The sequence below is a fragment of the Marinobacter sp. F3R08 genome, assembly GCF_018860425.1.
In the GTDB taxonomy this organism is placed as follows: Bacteria; Pseudomonadota; Gammaproteobacteria; order Pseudomonadales; family Oleiphilaceae; genus Marinobacter.
This window is the reverse complement of sequence record NZ_JAHKPI010000025.1, coordinates 836536-854210: the sequence shown is the minus strand read 5'-3', so window position 1 is coordinate 854210 and position 17675 is coordinate 836536. Positions and strand designations below refer to the sequence as shown.

The 17675-nt window shown below is 54.3% G+C and carries 19 protein-coding genes; 6 read left to right on the top strand and 13 right to left on the bottom strand.

Going from position 1 to position 17675, the window contains the following annotated elements:
• Positions 1-89: 89 nt before the first annotated feature.
• The 5 genes from KO499_RS19240 to KO499_RS19220 all read right to left on the bottom strand — a co-directional run bounded on the left by KO499_RS19240 (position 90) and on the right by KO499_RS19220 (position 6964).
• A complete protein-coding gene (locus KO499_RS19240) occupies positions 90-1055 on the bottom strand; it encodes an ABC transporter substrate-binding protein (protein WP_215985354.1) in 966 nt (321 codons plus the stop codon).
• A 281-nt stretch (positions 1056-1336) separates the two neighbouring features.
• Positions 1337-3181, bottom strand: coding sequence for a protein kinase domain-containing protein (locus tag KO499_RS19235; RefSeq protein ID WP_215985353.1), 1845 nt, complete (start codon positions 3179-3181; stop codon positions 1337-1339).
• 9 nt (positions 3182-3190) lie between these two features.
• A complete protein-coding gene (locus tag KO499_RS19230; protein WP_215985352.1) occupies positions 3191-4774 on the bottom strand; it encodes a dihydrolipoyllysine-residue acetyltransferase in 1584 nt (527 codons plus the stop codon).
• 26 nt (positions 4775-4800) lie between these two features.
• Entirely contained in the window at positions 4801-5778 is a 978-nt protein-coding gene (locus KO499_RS19225; protein ID WP_215985351.1) for an alpha-ketoacid dehydrogenase subunit beta, read from the bottom strand.
• Position 5779: 1 nt separating this feature from the next.
• Entirely contained in the window at positions 5780-6964 is a 1185-nt protein-coding gene (locus KO499_RS19220) for a thiamine pyrophosphate-dependent dehydrogenase E1 component subunit alpha (protein ID WP_215985350.1), read from the bottom strand.
• Positions 6965-7231: 267 nt separating this feature from the next.
• Here KO499_RS19220 and KO499_RS19215 point away from each other — a divergent pair, with 267 nt between their 5' ends.
• The 4 genes from KO499_RS19215 to KO499_RS19200 all read left to right on the top strand — a co-directional run bounded on the left by KO499_RS19215 (position 7232) and on the right by KO499_RS19200 (position 10584).
• Entirely contained in the window at positions 7232-8695 is a 1464-nt protein-coding gene (locus KO499_RS19215; protein WP_215985349.1) for a malate:quinone oxidoreductase, read from the top strand.
• A gap of 73 nt (positions 8696-8768) precedes the next feature.
• Positions 8769-9170 (top strand): hypothetical protein, encoded by a 402-nt coding sequence (locus KO499_RS19210; protein ID WP_215985348.1) that lies wholly within the window; start codon positions 8769-8771, stop codon positions 9168-9170.
• Between the two features lie 186 nt (positions 9171-9356).
• A complete protein-coding gene (locus KO499_RS19205; protein ID WP_215985347.1) occupies positions 9357-10337 on the top strand; it encodes a LysR family transcriptional regulator in 981 nt (326 codons plus the stop codon).
• Between the two features lie 76 nt (positions 10338-10413).
• Positions 10414-10584 (top strand): hypothetical protein, encoded by a 171-nt coding sequence (locus KO499_RS19200; protein ID WP_215985346.1) that lies wholly within the window; start codon positions 10414-10416, stop codon positions 10582-10584.
• A gap of 63 nt (positions 10585-10647) precedes the next feature.
• Here the strand turns inward: KO499_RS19200 and KO499_RS19195 are convergent, their stop codons facing one another.
• Positions 10648-11517, bottom strand: a complete 870-nt coding sequence (locus KO499_RS19195) for an AraC family transcriptional regulator (RefSeq protein ID WP_215985345.1) — start codon at positions 11515-11517, stop codon at positions 10648-10650.
• A 109-nt stretch (positions 11518-11626) separates the two neighbouring features.
• Here KO499_RS19195 and KO499_RS19190 point away from each other — a divergent pair, with 109 nt between their 5' ends.
• Positions 11627-12094, top strand: a complete 468-nt coding sequence (locus KO499_RS19190; protein WP_215985344.1) for a YHS domain-containing (seleno)protein — start codon at positions 11627-11629, stop codon at positions 12092-12094.
• An 82-nt stretch (positions 12095-12176) separates the two neighbouring features.
• Positions 12177-12515, top strand: coding sequence for a thioredoxin family protein (locus KO499_RS19185; RefSeq protein WP_215985343.1), 339 nt, complete (start codon positions 12177-12179; stop codon positions 12513-12515).
• Between the two features lie 100 nt (positions 12516-12615).
• Here KO499_RS19185 and KO499_RS19180 read toward each other — a convergent pair whose 3' ends face one another.
• The 7 genes from KO499_RS19180 to KO499_RS19150 form a co-directional block, all read right to left on the bottom strand.
• On the bottom strand, positions 12616-13086 hold the full coding sequence (locus tag KO499_RS19180; RefSeq protein WP_215985342.1) for a DUF1348 family protein: 471 nt from the start codon (positions 13084-13086) through the stop codon (positions 12616-12618).
• A 115-nt stretch (positions 13087-13201) separates the two neighbouring features.
• Entirely contained in the window at positions 13202-13447 is a 246-nt protein-coding gene (gene nrtS / locus KO499_RS19175) for a nitrate/nitrite transporter NrtS (protein ID WP_215985341.1), read from the bottom strand.
• Positions 13425-14855, bottom strand: coding sequence for a dihydrolipoyl dehydrogenase (locus KO499_RS19170; protein ID WP_215985340.1), 1431 nt, complete (start codon positions 14853-14855; stop codon positions 13425-13427). The genes nrtS and KO499_RS19170 overlap by 23 nt, the downstream gene beginning before the upstream one ends.
• Positions 14856-14903: 48 nt before the next feature.
• On the bottom strand, positions 14904-15179 hold the full coding sequence (locus tag KO499_RS19165) for a glutaredoxin family protein (RefSeq protein WP_215985339.1): 276 nt from the start codon (positions 15177-15179) through the stop codon (positions 14904-14906).
• Positions 15180-15319: 140 nt separating this feature from the next.
• Entirely contained in the window at positions 15320-15784 is a 465-nt protein-coding gene (locus KO499_RS19160; RefSeq protein ID WP_215985338.1) for a DMT family transporter, read from the bottom strand.
• Positions 15777-16403, bottom strand: a complete 627-nt coding sequence (locus tag KO499_RS19155; RefSeq protein ID WP_215985337.1) for a TetR/AcrR family transcriptional regulator — start codon at positions 16401-16403, stop codon at positions 15777-15779. The genes KO499_RS19160 and KO499_RS19155 overlap by 8 nt, the downstream gene beginning before the upstream one ends.
• Before the next feature lie 72 nt (positions 16404-16475).
• On the bottom strand, positions 16476-17603 hold the full coding sequence (locus KO499_RS19150) for an MFS transporter (protein WP_215985336.1): 1128 nt from the start codon (positions 17601-17603) through the stop codon (positions 16476-16478).
• Positions 17604-17675: the final 72 nt, after the last annotated feature.

Genomic DNA, 17675 nt, shown 5'->3' with positions numbered 1-17675 from the left:
CGGGTATCGACTGCACCGATTGAATCTTAAGTTCTGTGCCAGATTATCTGGATCGGTGCAGCGATTATCGACGAGCGCAGGGATCGGGCTCAGTTCACGAAGTTTGCCTGACTGGCAATCAGGGGAGACAGGTGCAGGTTCCAGTGTGCCAGTCCGCTTTCACTGTAAACGTAGTGGCCACTCAGGGATTTCAAGTGGGGTATGCGGTCCGGTTTCACGCCGTTGAGAATCAGTGATGCCAGGCGGGCTGCCGTGAGTCCCTCCTGGTGCGCCGAAATAGTGAAGCCCCCGATACTTTGTGCCTCGCCAACAAAGATATCCCAGAACGAAAAGAGTGGGAGTTGAGCCCGATGAAAGGCGTCTTCAAGCAGATCATGAGGGATAACGTACTCGCCCTCTTTGTCACGGATTGTATGATGAGTGCCGAGTACGACCGCATCGTAACGCTCGTGGGCATTAACGACAGTTTCAAGCCAGGTGTCCCTGTCGTTGGTCAGGACGATATCCAGTTCAGAGCCATAGATGGTTGCCTGACGGTCGTCTCCAAAGTACTCATTAACGGCGTTCTGCATGGTGGGTGAGTTGTCCATGAGAACCAGGAAACGCTGTTTTTGCCGGAGTATTTTCCGAAGATGACGGATGCTTTCCGCAAAAAACGGTCGCTCAAGTATTCCGGTAACCAGAGGGTTTTCCAGAGTAGGGTGTTGAGCGGGGCCGCCATTCACACCGAGGAATACCACCGGAATTTTCTGACTGACAAGATGATCGGCCATTAGTGTAAAAGCATTGTCATCGCCGAGAATAGCGACATCGGGTTTGACGTCCGCGATCTTGCCCTGGATTTCAGCCACTTTCTTTGGCCATTCTGATTTTGGCAGACGTTTGGTGTCGAGTTCGAAAACGTGGATGTCGTGCTCCGTGCCGAGCACGGATTTCAGCGCAGCCACATAGTCTGCATCCCATTTGTATTCGAGGTGGTAGCTCTGGATGATGGCAACGGTTTTACCGAAACACAGGGGGCTGGCCAGCAAAAGAGCCAGAAAGACTAAACGCATAGTTGTTCCTTATTATTGTCTGGGCAAATTGAAATACAGAATGCTTAACGATTTGTTATTCAGGCAGTTTTAGTTTTTATGGAAGACCCCGATACAGAATCCGTGCCAGATACCTAACTCACTGTTTATTAGGGTTTTTGGTGATATTCGAAGCCAATATTCAAGGGTTTCTGGTCTTAGTGTCCGGTTGTCGGGACACTGGGTGCCAGGAACCCATGATTGTGTCCGGCTGCCCAGACAAAGGTGTCCGGATGCTCGGACAATGCGCGGGTTGTCTCAGCTCAGCCCGACATGTTTTCAGTTCTGGGATTTCGGGGGTAGTAGCGTTCTGGCAGGCGCTCGATATGGGGGAAAAACCGGGTGTCCTTGTAAGGCATCTTCATGAAGCCCGATACCCCCAGGCCGGTGATTTGTTCTACGGCTAGAAGAATCTGATCCAGCAGTTGCCTGAACGCCAGCTCCTGGCTCGGATCCAGCAGTCGGTAGTGGCTATGGATCTTGAGATGGCGGGGCAGGGCCTCGAAGATAATCATGCCGGTGTGGTGGATGTTGTTCAGGGCTTCCAGAGAGGCAATGATGGCTTCAGGCAGAACGAGGAATTCTTCCGGGTCCGGACCGTCTTCGAAGTAGGAGTGTACGCGGCTTTCATCTTCGACATCTGGTGCCGAGCTTACCTCGTAATGCAGTGTCATCTCCGGCGACACCAGAAATGGCTGGTCCGGCTCGTCTCGCTCAATGTGGAGAGTATTCCGGGCGTTGAACAGGCAGCTCTTGAAAATGCCTTTCCGGTAGATGGCCTGGGCCAGGTAGACCATATTATTGACCGCCTGTACGAAGGCGGACTTCAGGGCGGGATCGTGCAGGTTCAGTGAGGTATCAATATAGATTCCGTCGGTTTCCCACCGGACGGCCAGTCCGCCCTCTACCGGGTAGCGCCCCAGACGGCTGACGGCAGCCAGGAACGCCTTCTCGGTTTCACCCATGCCCTGCATGAAGTTCTTGTAGTATCGATCCAGTTGCACGTCATTCACGTCGTTGAGGGTTTCCGGTGCGCCTTCCTCGCGCAGGAAAGACTTGCGTGAGCTGTACACCACGGTGTCGATTTCCTGATCTGTAGTGCGTACCCATACCGGAACCTGTGGGGCGACAGGTGCCTCTGGCAGATCGATCATCACGGTTTGTGCCATCCGCGGCATTTCCCGCAGGTAGTAATCCCCGGCCTTGCGACGGGTGTCAGGATCCGGAGACAGCATGCCATCCAGCATCCGCGCAAACTCCATCGGCAGGCCCAGGGACGTGGCGGGGATAGCGCGGTGACCAAACCGACAGGATTGCGCCGAAGCCAGCGCATACAGAGTGCCCGCAGCTCCCTGTTCGTCGAAACGCGGAGAAGACAGGCCACCGTTCAGCTGTTCATCGCCAATAAAATACACATCACCGAGCCGCGCGTTGGTTTGCTGAAGGTTGTCGGACATCAGCTCCATCACATTGGCGGTGATGAACTGCTGATTGGCGTCCAGCTGGGCAAACACCGAGGAGCCCCAGTCAATCAGGGCAATTGTCTCGGTGCTGGCGTCGAAGACCAGGTTCGAGGGTTTGATATCACCGTGCACTATGGGGCGTCCGGCCGGACCGTTTTCACGACGCAGACTGCGCAATATGTCGGCTAGCTGATCAGCAATGCGCATAATGAGCCGGGGCTTCAGGCGTCCATCGCGCAGGGACACTTCTTCCAGATTAAGGCCGGCGGCCCGCTCCATCACCAGGATCGGCTGGTTGTTGGCGCGCTGGTAGGAAATCAGCTGGGGCACCCTGGGGTGGCGGACCTGTTCGAGAATGTAAGCTTCATCCTCCAGCCTGTCCTGCAGATGTTGGGGCAGGTTGATGCGGGTGAACTTGAACACGTGCTCCGGGCCCTCAAACCCCGGGCCAGGCAGGCGACCAGAGAAGACAAAGCCATAGGCGCCTTTGCCAATCAGTTCAATGTCGCGGTAACCCAGTTGGCGGAGCTGGGCAGCACACAGTGCCACCCAGTCCTTCAGCTTCTTGGCGTCATCATGACTCAGCAGATAGATCGACTGCTCTTCGGGTATGTAGAACTGTTGCAGTTGAGCCTTCTGCGTCATGATGAACCGTCAGCCCATATGCAGGAGCATGGTTTGGGGCGCTTCAAGGTAGCCCTTCCAGCGATTGCAGAACCGGGCGATGGTGCCCCCGTCGATAATGCGATGATCGCCCGCCCAGCTCACCGTCATGATGGCCCGTTCCACAACCTGGCCATTGGCGTCGAAGCGGGGCAACTTCTGCGTTCGGCCAAGCGCAACAATCGCCACCTCCGGCGCGTTGATGATCGGGGCCGCATAGGTACCCCCCAGCGCGCCTATGTTGGAGATAGTGATGGTTCCGCCTCTGAGGTCTTCCTGGCTGACGCGGCCTGAGCGGGCCGCTTCGGTCAGGCGGGCGACTTCATCGGCAATGCCCAGCAATGACAGGGATTCAACTCCCTTGATATTCGGCACCATCAGGCCCGCCTTGCCATCCACGGCCATGCCGATATTGCACCGGGGCAGGTAGTGGATCTCGGTGACTTCTTCATTGAGCTGGCTGTTGAGCACCGGAAATTCCTGAACCGCCAGGGCCATGGCCTTCATGAAGAAGGGCATGAGCGTCAGTCGCGAACCCCGGGTTTCTGCCTCCGGTTTCAGCTGTTCCCGCAGCGCGAGCAGATCGGTGACATCAATATCCTCACTGTAAATGAAGTGAGGAATGGTGGTTGCCGATTTCACCATGCTTTTTGCCATAGCCGCTTTCATGCCGCGGATAGGCTCTACACGAACTTCCTGCTCAAGCGCAGGTTGCCGGCGCGCCTCGCCGGTGCTGGTAGCTTGTGCCCCGCTAACCGGTTCCTGGCTCTGTGCGGGCTTTGAGCTGACTTCAAGGTGAGCAAGGACGTCGGATTTCAATACACGGCCATCCTTGCCGGAACCGGCGATGTCACCGAGGTTGAGCTCGTGCTCTCGAACCAGGCGGCGGACAGCCGGGCTGGCAGGAATGCGATGCCGGCTGGCCGCTGCAACAGGAGAGGCTGTTGCCGTGGATTGTTCAGTGGAGGGCTCAACTTTCGCTGCAGGCTCATCCGTTTCTTCACGATCTCGGGGAATAAAAGCGAACAGCGGCGCATGGACTTTCGCCATGGCCTGCTGTTGATGGTAAAGCCTGGTGATTCGTCCGGCCTTGGGCGCGGTGATTTCAACCATGGCCTTATCGGTCATCACGTCCACGACGGGTTGGTCTTCTTCGATCTCATCTCCTTCGGCGACCCGCCATTCCACGACTTCGCACTCAACAATACCTTCGCCAATATCCGGCAGGATAAAGTCTTCGGTAGCATTATCGGCGGACTCAGGGCGGGTAGCAGGTTCGGCACTGGGCTCGCGTGCTGGCTCCGGAGAACTTATTTCGGGCTCCTGGCCACCACTCTCGCTTTCATCAACCAGCTCGAACAGCGGGGCATGGACCTTGGCGATATCACCTTCCTGATAATAAAGGCGGGTAACCCGCCCCTTATAGGGGGCCGGAATTTCCACCAGCGCCTTGTCGGTCATCACCTCGGCCACCGGCTGATCTTCGTCAATAACATCGCCTTCGCTGACCAGCCATTTGACCAGTTCACATTCCACGATACCTTCACCGATATCGGGCAGTATAAAATCACTCATATTCGCTCTCCTGTCCTGATATCAGCCTAGAATTCAACGCTCGCCCTGATGGCCTCGTAGACCTTCAGATGGTTGGGCAGGTGCTCTTTTTCCAGCACCAGAGGGAAGGGTGTATCCATCCCGGTTACCCGCGCGATTGGAGATTCCAGATACAGGAAGCAGCGCTCCTGGATGGTGGCGGCGATTTCACCGGCGAAGCCGCCGGTCAGGGGGGCTTCATGGGTAACCACCAGCCGCCCGGTTTTGAACACGGAATTGGCTACGGTTTCCACATCCCAGGGCAGAATGGTCCTCAGATCGATGACTTCACAGGAGATACCGTCCTTCTCAGCCCGCTCCACCGCCTGGTCGATGACTTCCATCTGGGCGCCCCAACCAAGGACCGTTACGTCGGTGCCTTCCTTGGTAATCTCGGCTTCACCCAGTGGCAGTCGGTAGTCTTCATCCGGAACTTCGCCAACAGAGGCCCGATAGAGCCGTTTGGGTTCAAAGAACAGAGTGGGGTTGGGATCATGAATTGCGCCCAGCAGCAGCCCCTTGGCCTGGTGCGGATTACGCGGAACCACAATCTTCAGGCCTGGTGTATGGGCAAAGTAGGCTTCCGGGGATTGTGAGTGATAAAGACCACCGGCAATACCGCCACCGTAGGGTGCCCGGATGGTCAGGCCGCCGACATTGAACAGGTTGCCCGAGCGATAGCGGAACTTGGCCGATTCGTTAACGATCTGGTCAAATGCCGGAAAGATGTAGTCGGCAAACTGAATCTCGGCGACCGGCACGGAACCCTGGGCTGCAAGACCGTTGGCAAAACCGATAATGCCCTGTTCCACCAGCGGGGTGTTGAAACAACGTGCCTTGCCGTATTTCTGTTGCAGGTTACTGGTCGCGCGGAATACGCCACCGAAGACGCCCACGTCCTCACCGAAACACAGAACCCGTTCGTCCTCGGCCATGGCGGTATCCAGGGCATTATTGATGGCCTGGAGCATATTCATCTTGGTCATCTCAGGCTCCTCCCTTGGCGTGTTCGGCACTCTTCGGATATTCGTCCGGATGACGGCGAATATGCGCTTTCAGCTTGTCGAACTGCTCGGCCAGGGATGGCGGAACCTCGTCGTAGACATCGCTCACCAGTGTTTCAAGCGGGGGCGGCGGACGCTTCTGGGCGCGCTTCATCGTTTCGAGCACTTCCCGACGCATGGTTTCCTGAAGTTGCTTTTCGTCGTCTTCGCTCCACCATTTCTTGCTCTCAAGCCAGAGACGCATACGCAGAATCGGGTCTTTCTCACGCCAGACGGCTTCTTCATCCTTGCTGCGATAGCCCGACGGATCATCGGAGGACGAGTGGGCGGCCAGGCGATAGCTCATGGCTTCAATTAACACAGGGCGGTTGTGCTCAACGGCAAGTTTTCGGGCTTCCTGCGTGGCCTGGTACATGGCGAGAATGTCGTTTCCATCCACCCGGATCACGTCCATCTTGTAACCGTAAGCCCGGGGTGCGACGCCGTCGGCCGCAAATTGCTCGGTGGCAGGCGTGGAAATGGCATAGCCGTTGTTCCGACATAGGAAAATCACCGGCACGCGATGCACTGCGGCCATGTTCAGGGCGGCGTGGAAGTCACCTTCCGAGGCTGCACCCTCGCCAAAATAGGTAATGGTGCAATGTCCTTCGCCCCGTAGTTTCTGACCATAGGCATAGCCGGTGGCCTGCGGAATCTGTGTGGCCAGGGGTGATGAGATGGTCATGTAATTCAGCTGTACCGAGCCATAGTGAACGGGCATCTGGCGCCCCTTGCCATAATCGAGCTCGTTGCCAAACAGCTGGTTCATGAATTCGTCGATGGCGAAGCCCCGGTAGGCGAGGGCGCCTTGCTCACGGTACTGCGCCATGATCATGTCGTTATCATCCAGCGCAGCGGCGCTCCCGATAACTGCGGCTTCCTCTCCGGTACATTGCATGTAAAAGCTCAGACGGCCCTGGCGTTGGGCGGCGAGCATGCGCTCATCGAGTATCCGGGTGGTGACCATGGCCCGGTAGATGCGAAGGGCCTTGTCCTTATCGAGATCAGGGGCCTTGGCACTCTTATAGAGTTTGCCGTCCTGTTTCAGAATTTTGAACGTTGGGATGTGGAATTCCGCACCGTCGGTAAATACCGGTGAATACACAACTTTGGATTTTGTTGTTGTCATAATCCTCTTCCTGGGGTGATGGCCTGAGGAACAAAGCACTCCTTTTGGGAGTGTCGTTAATGTCATTGTAGTCAGCCTGACTGAATCTGGTGTGGTTTTCGCCAAGCAATGTTTACCTTAACGTAAACTGCTAACCGGGGGTAGTCCTGGCAGCGAATTTTCAACATTTCTGTGACAGGTTTTCCGTGTTTGCCGGAAGCGTGGTACCTTTTGGTTACAAACTTTTACTGACTGAATTCAGCACATTGACTCGGGTGGATAGAACCTATGAACGTAATTATCATCGGCGCAGGGATTATGGGAACGACGTTTGCCACCCTGGCAAAAGAGTTGGCGCCCGAGCTGGATATCACGATTCTTGAGCGACTGGACACGCCGGGAGGAGGGAATTCGTGGGTCTTCAACAACGCTGGTACGGGACACGAAGCAAACTGCGAACTGAACTACACGCCGGTTGATGAAGAGGTTATTTCGGTTGATAAAGCCGTCAAGATTCACGCCCAGTTCAATGTGGCCAAGCAATTCTGGGCTTATTTGATTCAGAAAGGGGCTATCAAGGATCCCGGTTCGTTCATCAATCAAACCAAGCACTGCACCATTGTATCCGAGTCATCAATTGATGAGCTCCGCTTACGCTTTCGGGAAATGTCAGGGCACCACTTCTTCGAGCAGATGCGGTACTCGGAGGATTTCGACGAAATAAAAAGCTGGATTCCTTACACCATGGAAGGCCGTCCTCGGGATGAGAAAATGGCGGCGACGGTGATTGAAACGGGCACAGACGTTAACTTTGGTGCATTGACAGAGCAGATGGCCGAGTACGCCAAACAAGAACTGGGCGTGAAAATTGAATACGGTACCCATGTTAAACGAGTGCACCGTAGTCCTGCCGGAAGCTGGTTGGTGGAAACCCAGAGCGGTGGAACTGACCGTCGGTACAAGGCGGATGTGCTTTTTGTCGGTGCTGGTGGTGGTGCCTTCCCTATCCTTAAAAAGAGTCACCTGCCATTTGCGAAACGGTTCACCGGGTTCCCGGTTGGCGGGCGGTTCCTGCAGGCACCGATCAGCGCCGAAGAGGCCGAGCAGTATCGGGCCAAAACCTATGGCAAGGCGAAGGTGGGGGCTCCTCCGATGTCTGTCCCGCATCTGGATCTTCGGGTAGCGAATGGCCAATATTATCTGCTGTTTGGGCCGTTCGCCTCGTTCAAGCCGGTTCTTGAGCGAGGTCGGGGCTTTCTGGACTATCTGCGTTCTATGCGTCTGCATGATATTCCGAGACTTCTTAACGTCGCGCTGGAACATTTTCCGCTGGTCAGGTATCTGGTCTCGGAGACCTTCAAGGGTGAAAAAAGCATGCTTGAGGAGTTGGACAGCTTTGCGCCCGGTTTGAGTAAAAAGTTTAACTGGAAGGCGGTCGAGGCCGGCCAGCGCGTGCAGATTATCAAGGATGGCGACTTGCAGATGGGGACGGAGATTCTTGTCTCCACCGACAAGACCTACGGTACGTTACTGGGTGCTTCTCCGGGTGCATCGGTGTCACCGGAGGTAATGTTGCGGTGTCTGGAACAACTGATTCCGTCTGTGTTTAGCACCGAAGAAGCCATCCAGAAGAAGAAAGAGATCTTTCCCGAGGACAATCTGGACGCCCTGGCCAAAAATCCGGAACGTTATCGGGAAATTCGTGATGCAACGAATAAAACGCTGGGAATACACGAGCGCGACAGCGAGTGATCAGTGATCCTTGCGTTCAGGCGGGAAGGATCAGTCCTGACGGATCGTTGAAGCTCAGGTATGGCAAACAATCATGATCTCGTGGGAAGGCAATTCCTTGGTAGTTACCCTGTTCAGAACCTGGGCCAGCTCCAGTATGGACGACTACCTGACCGCCTATAGATCCATGGTTGACCATTATTACCCGCTCGGGAAGTGGGTGAAAATTATCGACTTTATGGATTACGTAGAAGTCGGCGAGCTCCTTGATCTGCTCTATACCGAGGAATTGAAACAGATCAGAAAAGAGGTTGTTGACTGGTCCATCTCGCGAGGCATGATTTCACAGGTCATTATTCTCGATCCGGTCATACCTGATGATGTTATTGAGCAGGTCATCCGTGTTTTCGATAACGAAGGCGCGCCGGCCGAAATTGTGGCGACCCGCGTCGAAGCAAGCTTCCGGGCGGAGGAGACTCTGAAGGGGTACCTCTGAGCATCCAAGGCTTGCCTTGGGCTGGGTGCCAGCGGGATTCCGGGTGTTTGTGTGAGATATAACCGATGCGAGTGTCAGGACAGTCAATGAAGTTTCTTTAGCCTTACCTGTAACAGATTGTCTTCCCGGGCGTCTGTGGAATGCGTGGCATTTGTTCACAACCTCATTTCACACCAGAGACGCATCATGAAGAACCAGGAACTCAATTTGTTGCACGTGTTCAGCACGATCATGACCGAAGGATCGATCACTCGGGCGGCTGATCGCCTTGGAATGACTCAGCCTGCGGTGTCAAACGTCGTATCCAGAATGCGGACGAGCTGGAAGGACCCTATCTTCGTGAAACGAGGGCGGCAGGTAGAACCAACGTCCTACGCCCAAAGCCTCTGGGACCAGATTCGAAACCCGCTTCACGAGTTGTCCAACGCGGTGAATTCTACCCGATTCAGTCCGGGCGAATCGCGGCGGACATTCCGGGTAGCGGTGACCGATCTGATGCTGGAGATGATCTGGCAACCCCTGGTTTGTGAGTTACAACACAGTGCGCCAGGTATTGATCTGCATGCAGTGCCTTTCTCGCCAGCGACCGCAGCAAACCAGTTGCGTGACGCGAGTGTTGATTTCGTGATTGGGTTTTTCGAACAGCATGACCATAGCCTGAGAAGCCACTGGCTGTTCGATACCGGCTATGTTCTGGCGATGAGAAGCGGCCACGCCCTGAGCGGTCAAGAAGTTGATCTAGATTCATTTCTGGATGCCCAACACCTGCTGGCGACCATGTCCGGTGAAGCTCACGGAGTTGTCGACGATACGCTTCAAAGCAGGGGGCTTGAGCGCCGGGTGGCGGTAACCGTAAATCACTTTTCTGCAGTACCGAATTTGCTCAGGAAGTCTGATCTGATTGCAACGATTCCGGAAGTCATAACCGGAGATTGTGAATTCTGCTCCGGCCTTTCGATCAACGATCTGCCTATTGATGTGGAGCCCACCAGTCTCTATCTGGCATGGCATACGCGCCATGACCGGGATCCCGGCATTATCTGGATTCGCAACCTGATGGAACGGGTTGCCAAGGAGTGCTGGACAAAAGCGATGGCTGCGCGTGGACGCGATTGTGGGTCGTTTTCAGTTAACGAGGCAGGTTTGCACGATCGGCCCATTATATAAAACGGCTGTACATTTGTTGGGCTGCTCCAATGGTTACTATTTCTCTCGACGGTATCAAACATTGGAGAAACGAATTATGAAAAACGTAACCACTAAAGCCCTGCTTGTTGTTTCTATCGCCCTGTTCTCGGCCTCTGCCAGTGCTTCTCTGGCTGACCGAAAGTCAGACATCGACAATTACGCCGAGAGTGTGACCAGCCCATACTCTGGTCAGAAAGTTATCCGCGGCGAGATTGCGATGAAGTAAAAAGGGAAAACGGGAAGGGGCAAGGATCCGTAATCCTGCCCCTGTTTCGGGCCCTGACAGTCATTACGCGACGTTGGAGTCGTTTTTGACCGTGGTGTTTTCTGACTCCGTTACGCTTGCATTCAGTTTCTTCCATTCCCTCGGTGTCATACCTGTATTCTTTTTGAAGGCCCTGGAGAAGCCTGATGCGTCTTCATAGCCCACGTCGAAGCAGATTATCGACATTGGCTTGTCTTTGAGGATGAGCCTCTTGGCGGCAGAGATCCGGGCGTTCTGGACGTACTCACCCGGTGCCAGTCCAAGCACATTCTTGAAATGCTGTATGAAGGTTGACCTGGACATGGTCGCTACTTCTGCCAGCTTCTCCACCGACAGATCGCCATTCAGATTGGTATCAATGCACTTCAGTACCTTGCTTAACGGCTTATCAGCCAACGCAGACAACATACCTTTGGGCGTTTCACCTTCCGATACGATGTGCCGCAACACATTCACGAAAATGACCTCCACAAGCCTGTTCATGATGGCCTCTCGCCCTTCCTGGGCGGCTTCGGCCTCCGAGAACAGGACATCCACGAAGGCGGTAAGACCCTGAACTGAGGAAAGGGGCAGTACGACTCTTGAAGGCAGAGCTTCCAGGACAGGATTCTTTGCGCCCGTCTGGAATTTGATAGAAGCGCAGACCATCTCCGCACCCTCGCGATTGGCACCGAACAGCTGGTGAGGTTCGGAACGTACCGAAAAAATCATCGTCGGTTCATTGAGTGTCGTTTGCTCTTTGTTCGATTCGATGATGTCGAGGACTCCAGAGCGGAGTACATGAATGTAGCCGGCTCCCTCTTCTTCAAAGGACGCAAGCCCGCAAAGTTGCCCCTGAAAGAACACGCCGGCGTTCACATTGAGTTGGTCGAGAATGTACGAAAGCCTATCCATAAGCACCCCAGATAATTGGCATAAAAGTTTGAACGATCATACGTATTCAGTACCCCGACACCCTTTATTGTTTCAACGGTAGTCAACAATCATTCGAAGGAGATACTCCATGATTCGCTTCAAGAAACTTCGTGCCCTGGTTGCTGTTGCCTCGATTGGCGCTGCTGCTGTTTCTGCAGCAGATCTCGATATGAACGCCAATGCCAATGATGTCGCAATCAGCGGCTATGACCCCGTGGCTTACTTTTCTGAGTCAGAGGCCACCAAAGGCTCTGTACAGTATACCGCAACCTACAAGAACGCTATCTATCACTTTTCGAGTGAAGAACACCGTGATCTGTTCCGTGCAGACCCCGGCGCTTATGCTCCCCAGTACGGCGGTTATTGTGCATTCGGCGTGACAAAAGAGAAGAAGTTTGACGTTGACCCGGAGGCCTGGCGAATCGTTGATAACAAGTTGTACCTCAACTTGAACAAAGACATTCAGAAGCATTGGCTTAGGGACGTACCGGGCTATATCGCCACCGCAAACGACATCTGGCCGGACATCAAAACGGTTGAAGCCGCAGAGCTTTAACATCAAGAGGGCGTTCTGATCTGACCCTGGAGGTCTTTGCGCTCGCCCTATTCTGAAGAGAGTTTTCTGGAGGTTGTTGGTTGTGGCGATTATTAATCTGAATGCATTTGAAGAACTGGGAGAACTGGCAAACAGCCACGAATGGCTGTTGCTGGATTTCTGGGCTACCTGGTGCCAACCCTGCAAAGCGATGAATCCTGTGCTCGAAGCGTTCAGTGAACTGAATTCGGACGCGGCGGTTGTGAAGATTGATGTGGACGAGAAGCACGATCTTGCAGTGCAGTTTGGTATCAGAGCAGTGCCTACGTTGGTTTTGCTCAGGCGGGATCAGTTAATGGGGCAGGACGCTGGAACCAAATCCTTGAAGGATCTGGAGGGCTGGGTTGAGGGCCTGAAGCGTAATGTGCCGCAGGCGGTGTGAGTGACTGTCGATATTGTAAGTAAACTCAGTTCGCCGGGCTTTAAGCCCGGCTTTTTTATGGGAGAGAATCAGCAGTCAGGAGAATCCGGATAAGGCGCCATCAGAGGCCCAGGTCACTGAGACCAGGATGATCATCCGGGCGCCGGCCAAGGGGCCAATGGAACAACCGGTCGGATTCCTTGATCGGGCTGTCGTTGATGCATGCGAAGCGGCGTTGCATCAGCCCGCTGGTATCAAACTCCCAGTTTTCGTTACCGTAGGACCGAAACCAGTTGCCACTGTCATCGTGCCATTCATAGGCATATCGCACGGCGATCCGGTTGTCGGTATAGGCCCAGAGTTCCTTGATCAGCCGATAATCCAGTTCGCGATTCCACTTGCGGGTCAGGAAGTCTTCGGCCTGCTTGCGCCCTTTTACAAACTCTGCGCGATTACGCCAGTAAGTGTCTTCAGTATAGGCAAGGGCAACCCGTGCCGGATCACGGCTGTTCCACCCATCTTCTGCAAGTCGAATTTTTTCAATGGCGCTTTCCCGCGTGAAAGGAGGAAGCGGTGGACGTTGGTTACTCATGAGTCTTCTCCTGATGTCAGTAATGGGGCATGGCTCTCACGGCCAGGGCTAGTGCCTGACGGTTGATGTGACGCCGCACTGGTATTGCAATCCAGTGCGGCACGGTCGGGACAGATTACCGGTATCGAGAAACGGGAATATCCAATCCTGAGGATGTTTGTCGACATTGCCCGGAAGAACGCTTGCCGAGCATGAACACGCAAAACGGCACGAAATAGGTCAGTAGGGCAGGACCCCACTGAATATCCTGATGTCCGAACAGCGCATCATGTTGGTTGATCAGCAACAGCAGGGTGCCAACCACGAGGGCCACCCTGGTGGCCTGGGCATAATACCGTTTAAACAATTGCGGCAGTGGCATCACGGGATCCTTTGGCATTAGCCAGTTTCAACTGGTCTGCAGCGTCTCTGAATGCCGTCCGAACGCCCTCCTCAATAACCGGATGATAGAATGGCATGGCGAGAATGTTTTCAACCGTCAGAGCCTGCTGCACCGCCCAGGCCAGAAGATGTCCGATATGCTCTGCGGCAGGCCCGAACATTTCAGCGCCTAAAAAGATGCCTGTTTTTGAGTCTGCATAGACTTTGAGCATCCCCTGGTTTTTCGCCATTACCCGACTTCTTCCCTGGTTGTGAAAACTGACCTTTCCCGTTACGTAGGTCTGTGACGATAACTCGTGCGCTCGTTTTCCAATACTGGCAATCTGGGGATCCGAAAAGACAACACCCAGCCCCGCCCGCCGGTGGCCCGCCTCGACAGCCGGATAAATGCCTGCGTTGCGCCCTGCAATGCGTCCTTCATCTGAGGCTTCGTGCAACAGCGGTAGCTCGTTATTGGCATCACCCGCAATAAAGATATGAGGTTGGCTGGTCTGCATCGTTTTCCGGTCGAAGGTGGGCGCGCCTCGTGAATCTGCCACAAGGCTGGCATGCTCCAGGCCAAGTCTGTCTGTATTCGGGATACGCCCGGTGGCAGCGAGAACATAGTCGGTCGATATCGTGTGTATCTCGCCGTCGCCATTGCGATAGGTCACCTCGACGCCCGACTCAACTTCTTTAGTACTGACAATTTCAGAATGAAGTCTCAGATCGAATTCGGACTTGAACGCCGTCGCCGCCATCGCGCGAATTTCGGCGTCCACGATGCCACCCACGGAATCTTTCCGGGCAAGCATGGTTACATTTACACCAAGCCGGCTCAGGGCCTGTCCCAACTCCAGGCCAATGACACCCGCACCCACCACCAATATGGATGCAGGCAGGGTTTCAAACTCAAAAATATCGTCATTTATGACCAGGCGACTACCCGCACCCTCGAGAGCCTTCGGGAGGAAGGGTCTGGAACCGGTGGCAATGACAATGCGGTCGGCAGTAATTTCAAGACCGTTATCGACCAGAATACGATGTGCATCCAGAAATCGGGCATACCCGCGGACTTTGTGGCGGGAATCAAACGCCTCGACATCGTCGACAACAAATCCGACAAACCGGTCACGTTCTTTTCTGACGCGCTCCAGAACGGCGGAGCCATCAGCTTGTACACTGGGTACCTGAATGCCAAACAGTTCCGCATGTTTCGCCGTGTGAGCCGCATCTGCTGCCGCGATCAGCAGTTTGCTGGGCATGCAGCCAACGCGGGCACAGGTAGTTCCATAGTGACCAGCCTCTATCAGGGCAATGCTGTCAGTGTGCTTTCGAGCCTCTCGGTAGGCTCCCATGCCCGCTGTTCCAGTGCCGATAATCGCAATATCAACTTTTCGTTTGAGCATTTTTCTCTCCGGTAATGTGTTTTGTCTGGATAATGAACAGGGCGGCATTCAGTGATGGTTTGCGGCATGGCGCTGCAGGAAGCGGACGATGTCCCGGGATTCGTACAGCCATTGAATATCTCCGTCCGAATCAATTCTCAGACAGGGAACCTGTGCTTTCCCGCCCCCCTGGATCAGCTCCTTTCGGTAGGCCGGTTCCTTTGCGATGTCGCGCTCTTCAACGTTTATGTCGATGTGCTTCAGAGCGGAACGGGTAAATGCGCAGAATGGGCAAGCACGGTAGTGGTATAACAAGAAAACGGCTGATTGTGGTCGGCTTGGCATGGCTGTCTTCTTTGTGGTGACTGTGGTGGCCATTATCCAGGCCGGAAGACAGCGGAAGGTGGCAGAATGGTTTGAATAGTTGCCCATCTGTTCAGGACAGGCAGATTCCCGGGCGGTTCAGGCTGGTTTGGCCCCGAGCCCTAACTTGTGCCAGGCACGGCCTTGTTAAGGACCAGGAATACCCCGGCTACCATCAAACCAAGGCCTGCCATACGTTGCGGTGCCAGACTGAATTGCTGTGCTCCGAGCAACCCGAAATGGTCTATGAGGCTCATTGCTATCATCTGTCCGAGCAGTACGAAAGCAATTGCGTTGGATATCCCGAAACGAGGGGCGACCCAGGTAATAGTCAGGATATAAAAGAGAACGAAGAAACCGCCGAAGTAATAATAAATAGGGGTGCTGCTGTGAAAAATCTTGTCGGGGATGCCTTCGGTAATCAACAGATAGGTGCCCGCCATAAGCAAGCCGACGAGAAAGAGAATGGTTGCGGCCAGTGTCGGGCTCTGAAGGCGGGCGCCAAGCCCTCCGTTTAGTGTCGCCATGATTGGAATACCGATTCCGGCGATGATCATGAGAACGGAATAGGCGAAGGGGTTATTCATGGCTTGTTGATTCCTTGTTGTATGTTGGTTTTTGCAGGTTAACGGAAGCAAGGCGGCCGGCAGAGTCGCGGCCGACCTGAAGGATTCGATCGGATAACTGGCTGGAATCCACGGCTCGTGACAGGGCCATTGAACCAACAATCAGAGACATGAACGCAATAATATCGTCTGCCTGAGCCGGATCCAGTTGATCGAAATCCTCATCGGCGATTGCAGACAGCGTTTTGGTCAGTTCGTTTTCATAGGTAGAGCGGAATGCCTTGTCGCCTCGCGCGGCTTCGGAGCACAGCGTAGCCAGGGCGCAACTGTCCGCCAGGTTGTCACGGTGTTTTCCGGTGAGGTATCGTTTTGCGAGGGTGGATAGCCGATCTGCCCAGGATCCCCGCAGCCACCTCCCTGTCCAACGGTTTCGGTTTAAGCGGGTAGCCTGTTCCAGAGCACGTCTTGCCAACTCATCTTTATTCGCGAAGTGAGAATAAAACGCGCCGTGGGTAAGCCCGGCGTCGTCCATGACCGAAGCCACGCCGGCGCCTCCCAGACCTTCAATACGCAACCGTTTTGATGCGGCAGTCAGTATTCTGCGTCGGGACTCTTCTTTTTTTTCAATTCGGGTTTGCATGCCAATTCCCATGATGCCCATCATGCGAACTAGAATCCCGCATGATGGGCATCATGTCAAATTGTGAATACCCTAAGCTGTTGCAAGGCTATTTCGGGCCTTCAGCTGGATGGCACACAGTATTCCAACGCCCGCGCACGCCAGAAGCGTTTCAGACACGGGCAGAGGTACGAATTCGAAGAACGACGTCATAAACTGCCCTGAGAATACGGCTATACCGAACAGCGACAGGTTTTTCCCCCGATTTTGATCGGTGCTCCGTTCCACTGTTGCATGGTTCAGCAGGGGAATTGTGAATCCAAACCCGATGCCTGCACATAATGCGGCCAGAATCAGCATTTGCGGCATCGTGCTGATGGCGAAGAGGATATGTGCGCAGGCGAAGCTGACAAAGCCGAGCATTAATGTGGTGTTTTCCGAAAATCTGCCTACGACTTTCGGCATCACCATGGCGGTAAAAACGGCCACCAGTGAGATCAGCGACAACAGATAACCTGTTTGGGTTTCGGTGAACCGGAAATCCGCAAGTAAGCCGGGCAGTGTGGTAAAGAGGGTGAAGAACAGAGACATTGCAAGAACTGTGTAGATCATGACTGGGCCAATAGACCGGGCCTTTCCGGCAGGAGGAGTTGCGCCAGAACTGGCTGCGTCAGGGTTTCTTTTCGGCACAGTCAACAGCGTAAGGAGAACGCAGATAAACGCCAGAGCATAGAGCATGAAAGGCACTCGCCAGCTCATCTCACTGAGATGTCCGCCAAAAAACAGGAAAACGACACCCCCGAATTCAATGGCCATTCCCTGCCTGGCAATCATGCTCAACCGGGCTTTTCCTGTGTACCACTGGGAGATCAATGCCGTCCCGGCAGCCATCGTTCCCACAGCAAATCCGCCGAGCAGAATACGATCTGCGATAACCATCACAGGTCCGTAGATGAGCATGCCTCCTGCACCCAGAACGAAGTAGCCCAGCAAACTCCAGAGCAGGGTGGTGCGGGCACCGATGGCATCAATCAGCTTTCCGAAAAGTGGTGCAAAAAGAATGGCACCGAGGGCTGGCAGGGTAATCAATAGGGGTGCATGAGCGTCAAAGTCCAGAGCGCTCGCAATCGAGTTCAGCCCGGGCGCCACTACTGCACCTACCATAATGGTGAGGGTGGCAACCAGGAGCAGTGTGAATTCGCCCAGTCGGGATAACTGCATAGATATCTCGTTTGTTCGTTAAAAATCAGGGCATCACTTTACAAAGCTTCCACTAATACCTTAAATGATTTT

What these genes read in the sequence shown, in the direction of transcription:
- KO499_RS19155 (WP_215985337.1), bottom strand. Translation starts at nt 16,403, where the DNA reads ATGCAAACCCGAATTGAAAAAAAAGAAGAGTCCCGACGCAGAATACTG.
- KO499_RS19150 (WP_215985336.1), bottom strand. Translation starts at nt 17,603, where the DNA reads ATGCAGTTATCCCGACTGGGCGAATTCACACTGCTCCTGGTTGCCACC.
- KO499_RS19200 (WP_215985346.1), top strand. Translation starts at nt 10,414, where the DNA reads ATGAAAAACGTAACCACTAAAGCCCTGCTTGTTGTTTCTATCGCCCTG.
- KO499_RS19190 (WP_215985344.1), top strand. Translation starts at nt 11,627, where the DNA reads ATGATTCGCTTCAAGAAACTTCGTGCCCTGGTTGCTGTTGCCTCGATT.
- KO499_RS19220 (WP_215985350.1), bottom strand. Translation starts at nt 6,964, where the DNA reads ATGACAACAACAAAATCCAAAGTTGTGTATTCACCGGTATTTACCGAC.
- KO499_RS19205 (WP_215985347.1), top strand. Translation starts at nt 9,357, where the DNA reads ATGAAGAACCAGGAACTCAATTTGTTGCACGTGTTCAGCACGATCATG.
- KO499_RS19195 (WP_215985345.1), bottom strand. Translation starts at nt 11,517, where the DNA reads ATGGATAGGCTTTCGTACATTCTCGACCAACTCAATGTGAACGCCGGC.
- KO499_RS19170 (WP_215985340.1), bottom strand. Translation starts at nt 14,855, where the DNA reads ATGCTCAAACGAAAAGTTGATATTGCGATTATCGGCACTGGAACAGCG.
- nrtS (WP_215985341.1), bottom strand. Translation starts at nt 13,447, where the DNA reads ATGCCACTGCCGCAATTGTTTAAACGGTATTATGCCCAGGCCACCAGG.
- KO499_RS19225 (WP_215985351.1), bottom strand. Translation starts at nt 5,778, where the DNA reads ATGACCAAGATGAATATGCTCCAGGCCATCAATAATGCCCTGGATACC.
- KO499_RS19165 (WP_215985339.1), bottom strand. Translation starts at nt 15,179, where the DNA reads ATGCCAAGCCGACCACAATCAGCCGTTTTCTTGTTATACCACTACCGT.
- KO499_RS19215 (WP_215985349.1), top strand. Translation starts at nt 7,232, where the DNA reads ATGAACGTAATTATCATCGGCGCAGGGATTATGGGAACGACGTTTGCC.
- KO499_RS19240 (WP_215985354.1), bottom strand. Translation starts at nt 1,055, where the DNA reads ATGCGTTTAGTCTTTCTGGCTCTTTTGCTGGCCAGCCCCCTGTGTTTC.
- KO499_RS19180 (WP_215985342.1), bottom strand. Translation starts at nt 13,086, where the DNA reads ATGAGTAACCAACGTCCACCGCTTCCTCCTTTCACGCGGGAAAGCGCC.
- KO499_RS19235 (WP_215985353.1), bottom strand. Translation starts at nt 3,181, where the DNA reads ATGACGCAGAAGGCTCAACTGCAACAGTTCTACATACCCGAAGAGCAG.
- KO499_RS19210 (WP_215985348.1), top strand. Translation starts at nt 8,769, where the DNA reads ATGATCTCGTGGGAAGGCAATTCCTTGGTAGTTACCCTGTTCAGAACC.
- KO499_RS19160 (WP_215985338.1), bottom strand. Translation starts at nt 15,784, where the DNA reads ATGAATAACCCCTTCGCCTATTCCGTTCTCATGATCATCGCCGGAATC.
- KO499_RS19230 (WP_215985352.1), bottom strand. Translation starts at nt 4,774, where the DNA reads ATGAGTGATTTTATACTGCCCGATATCGGTGAAGGTATCGTGGAATGT.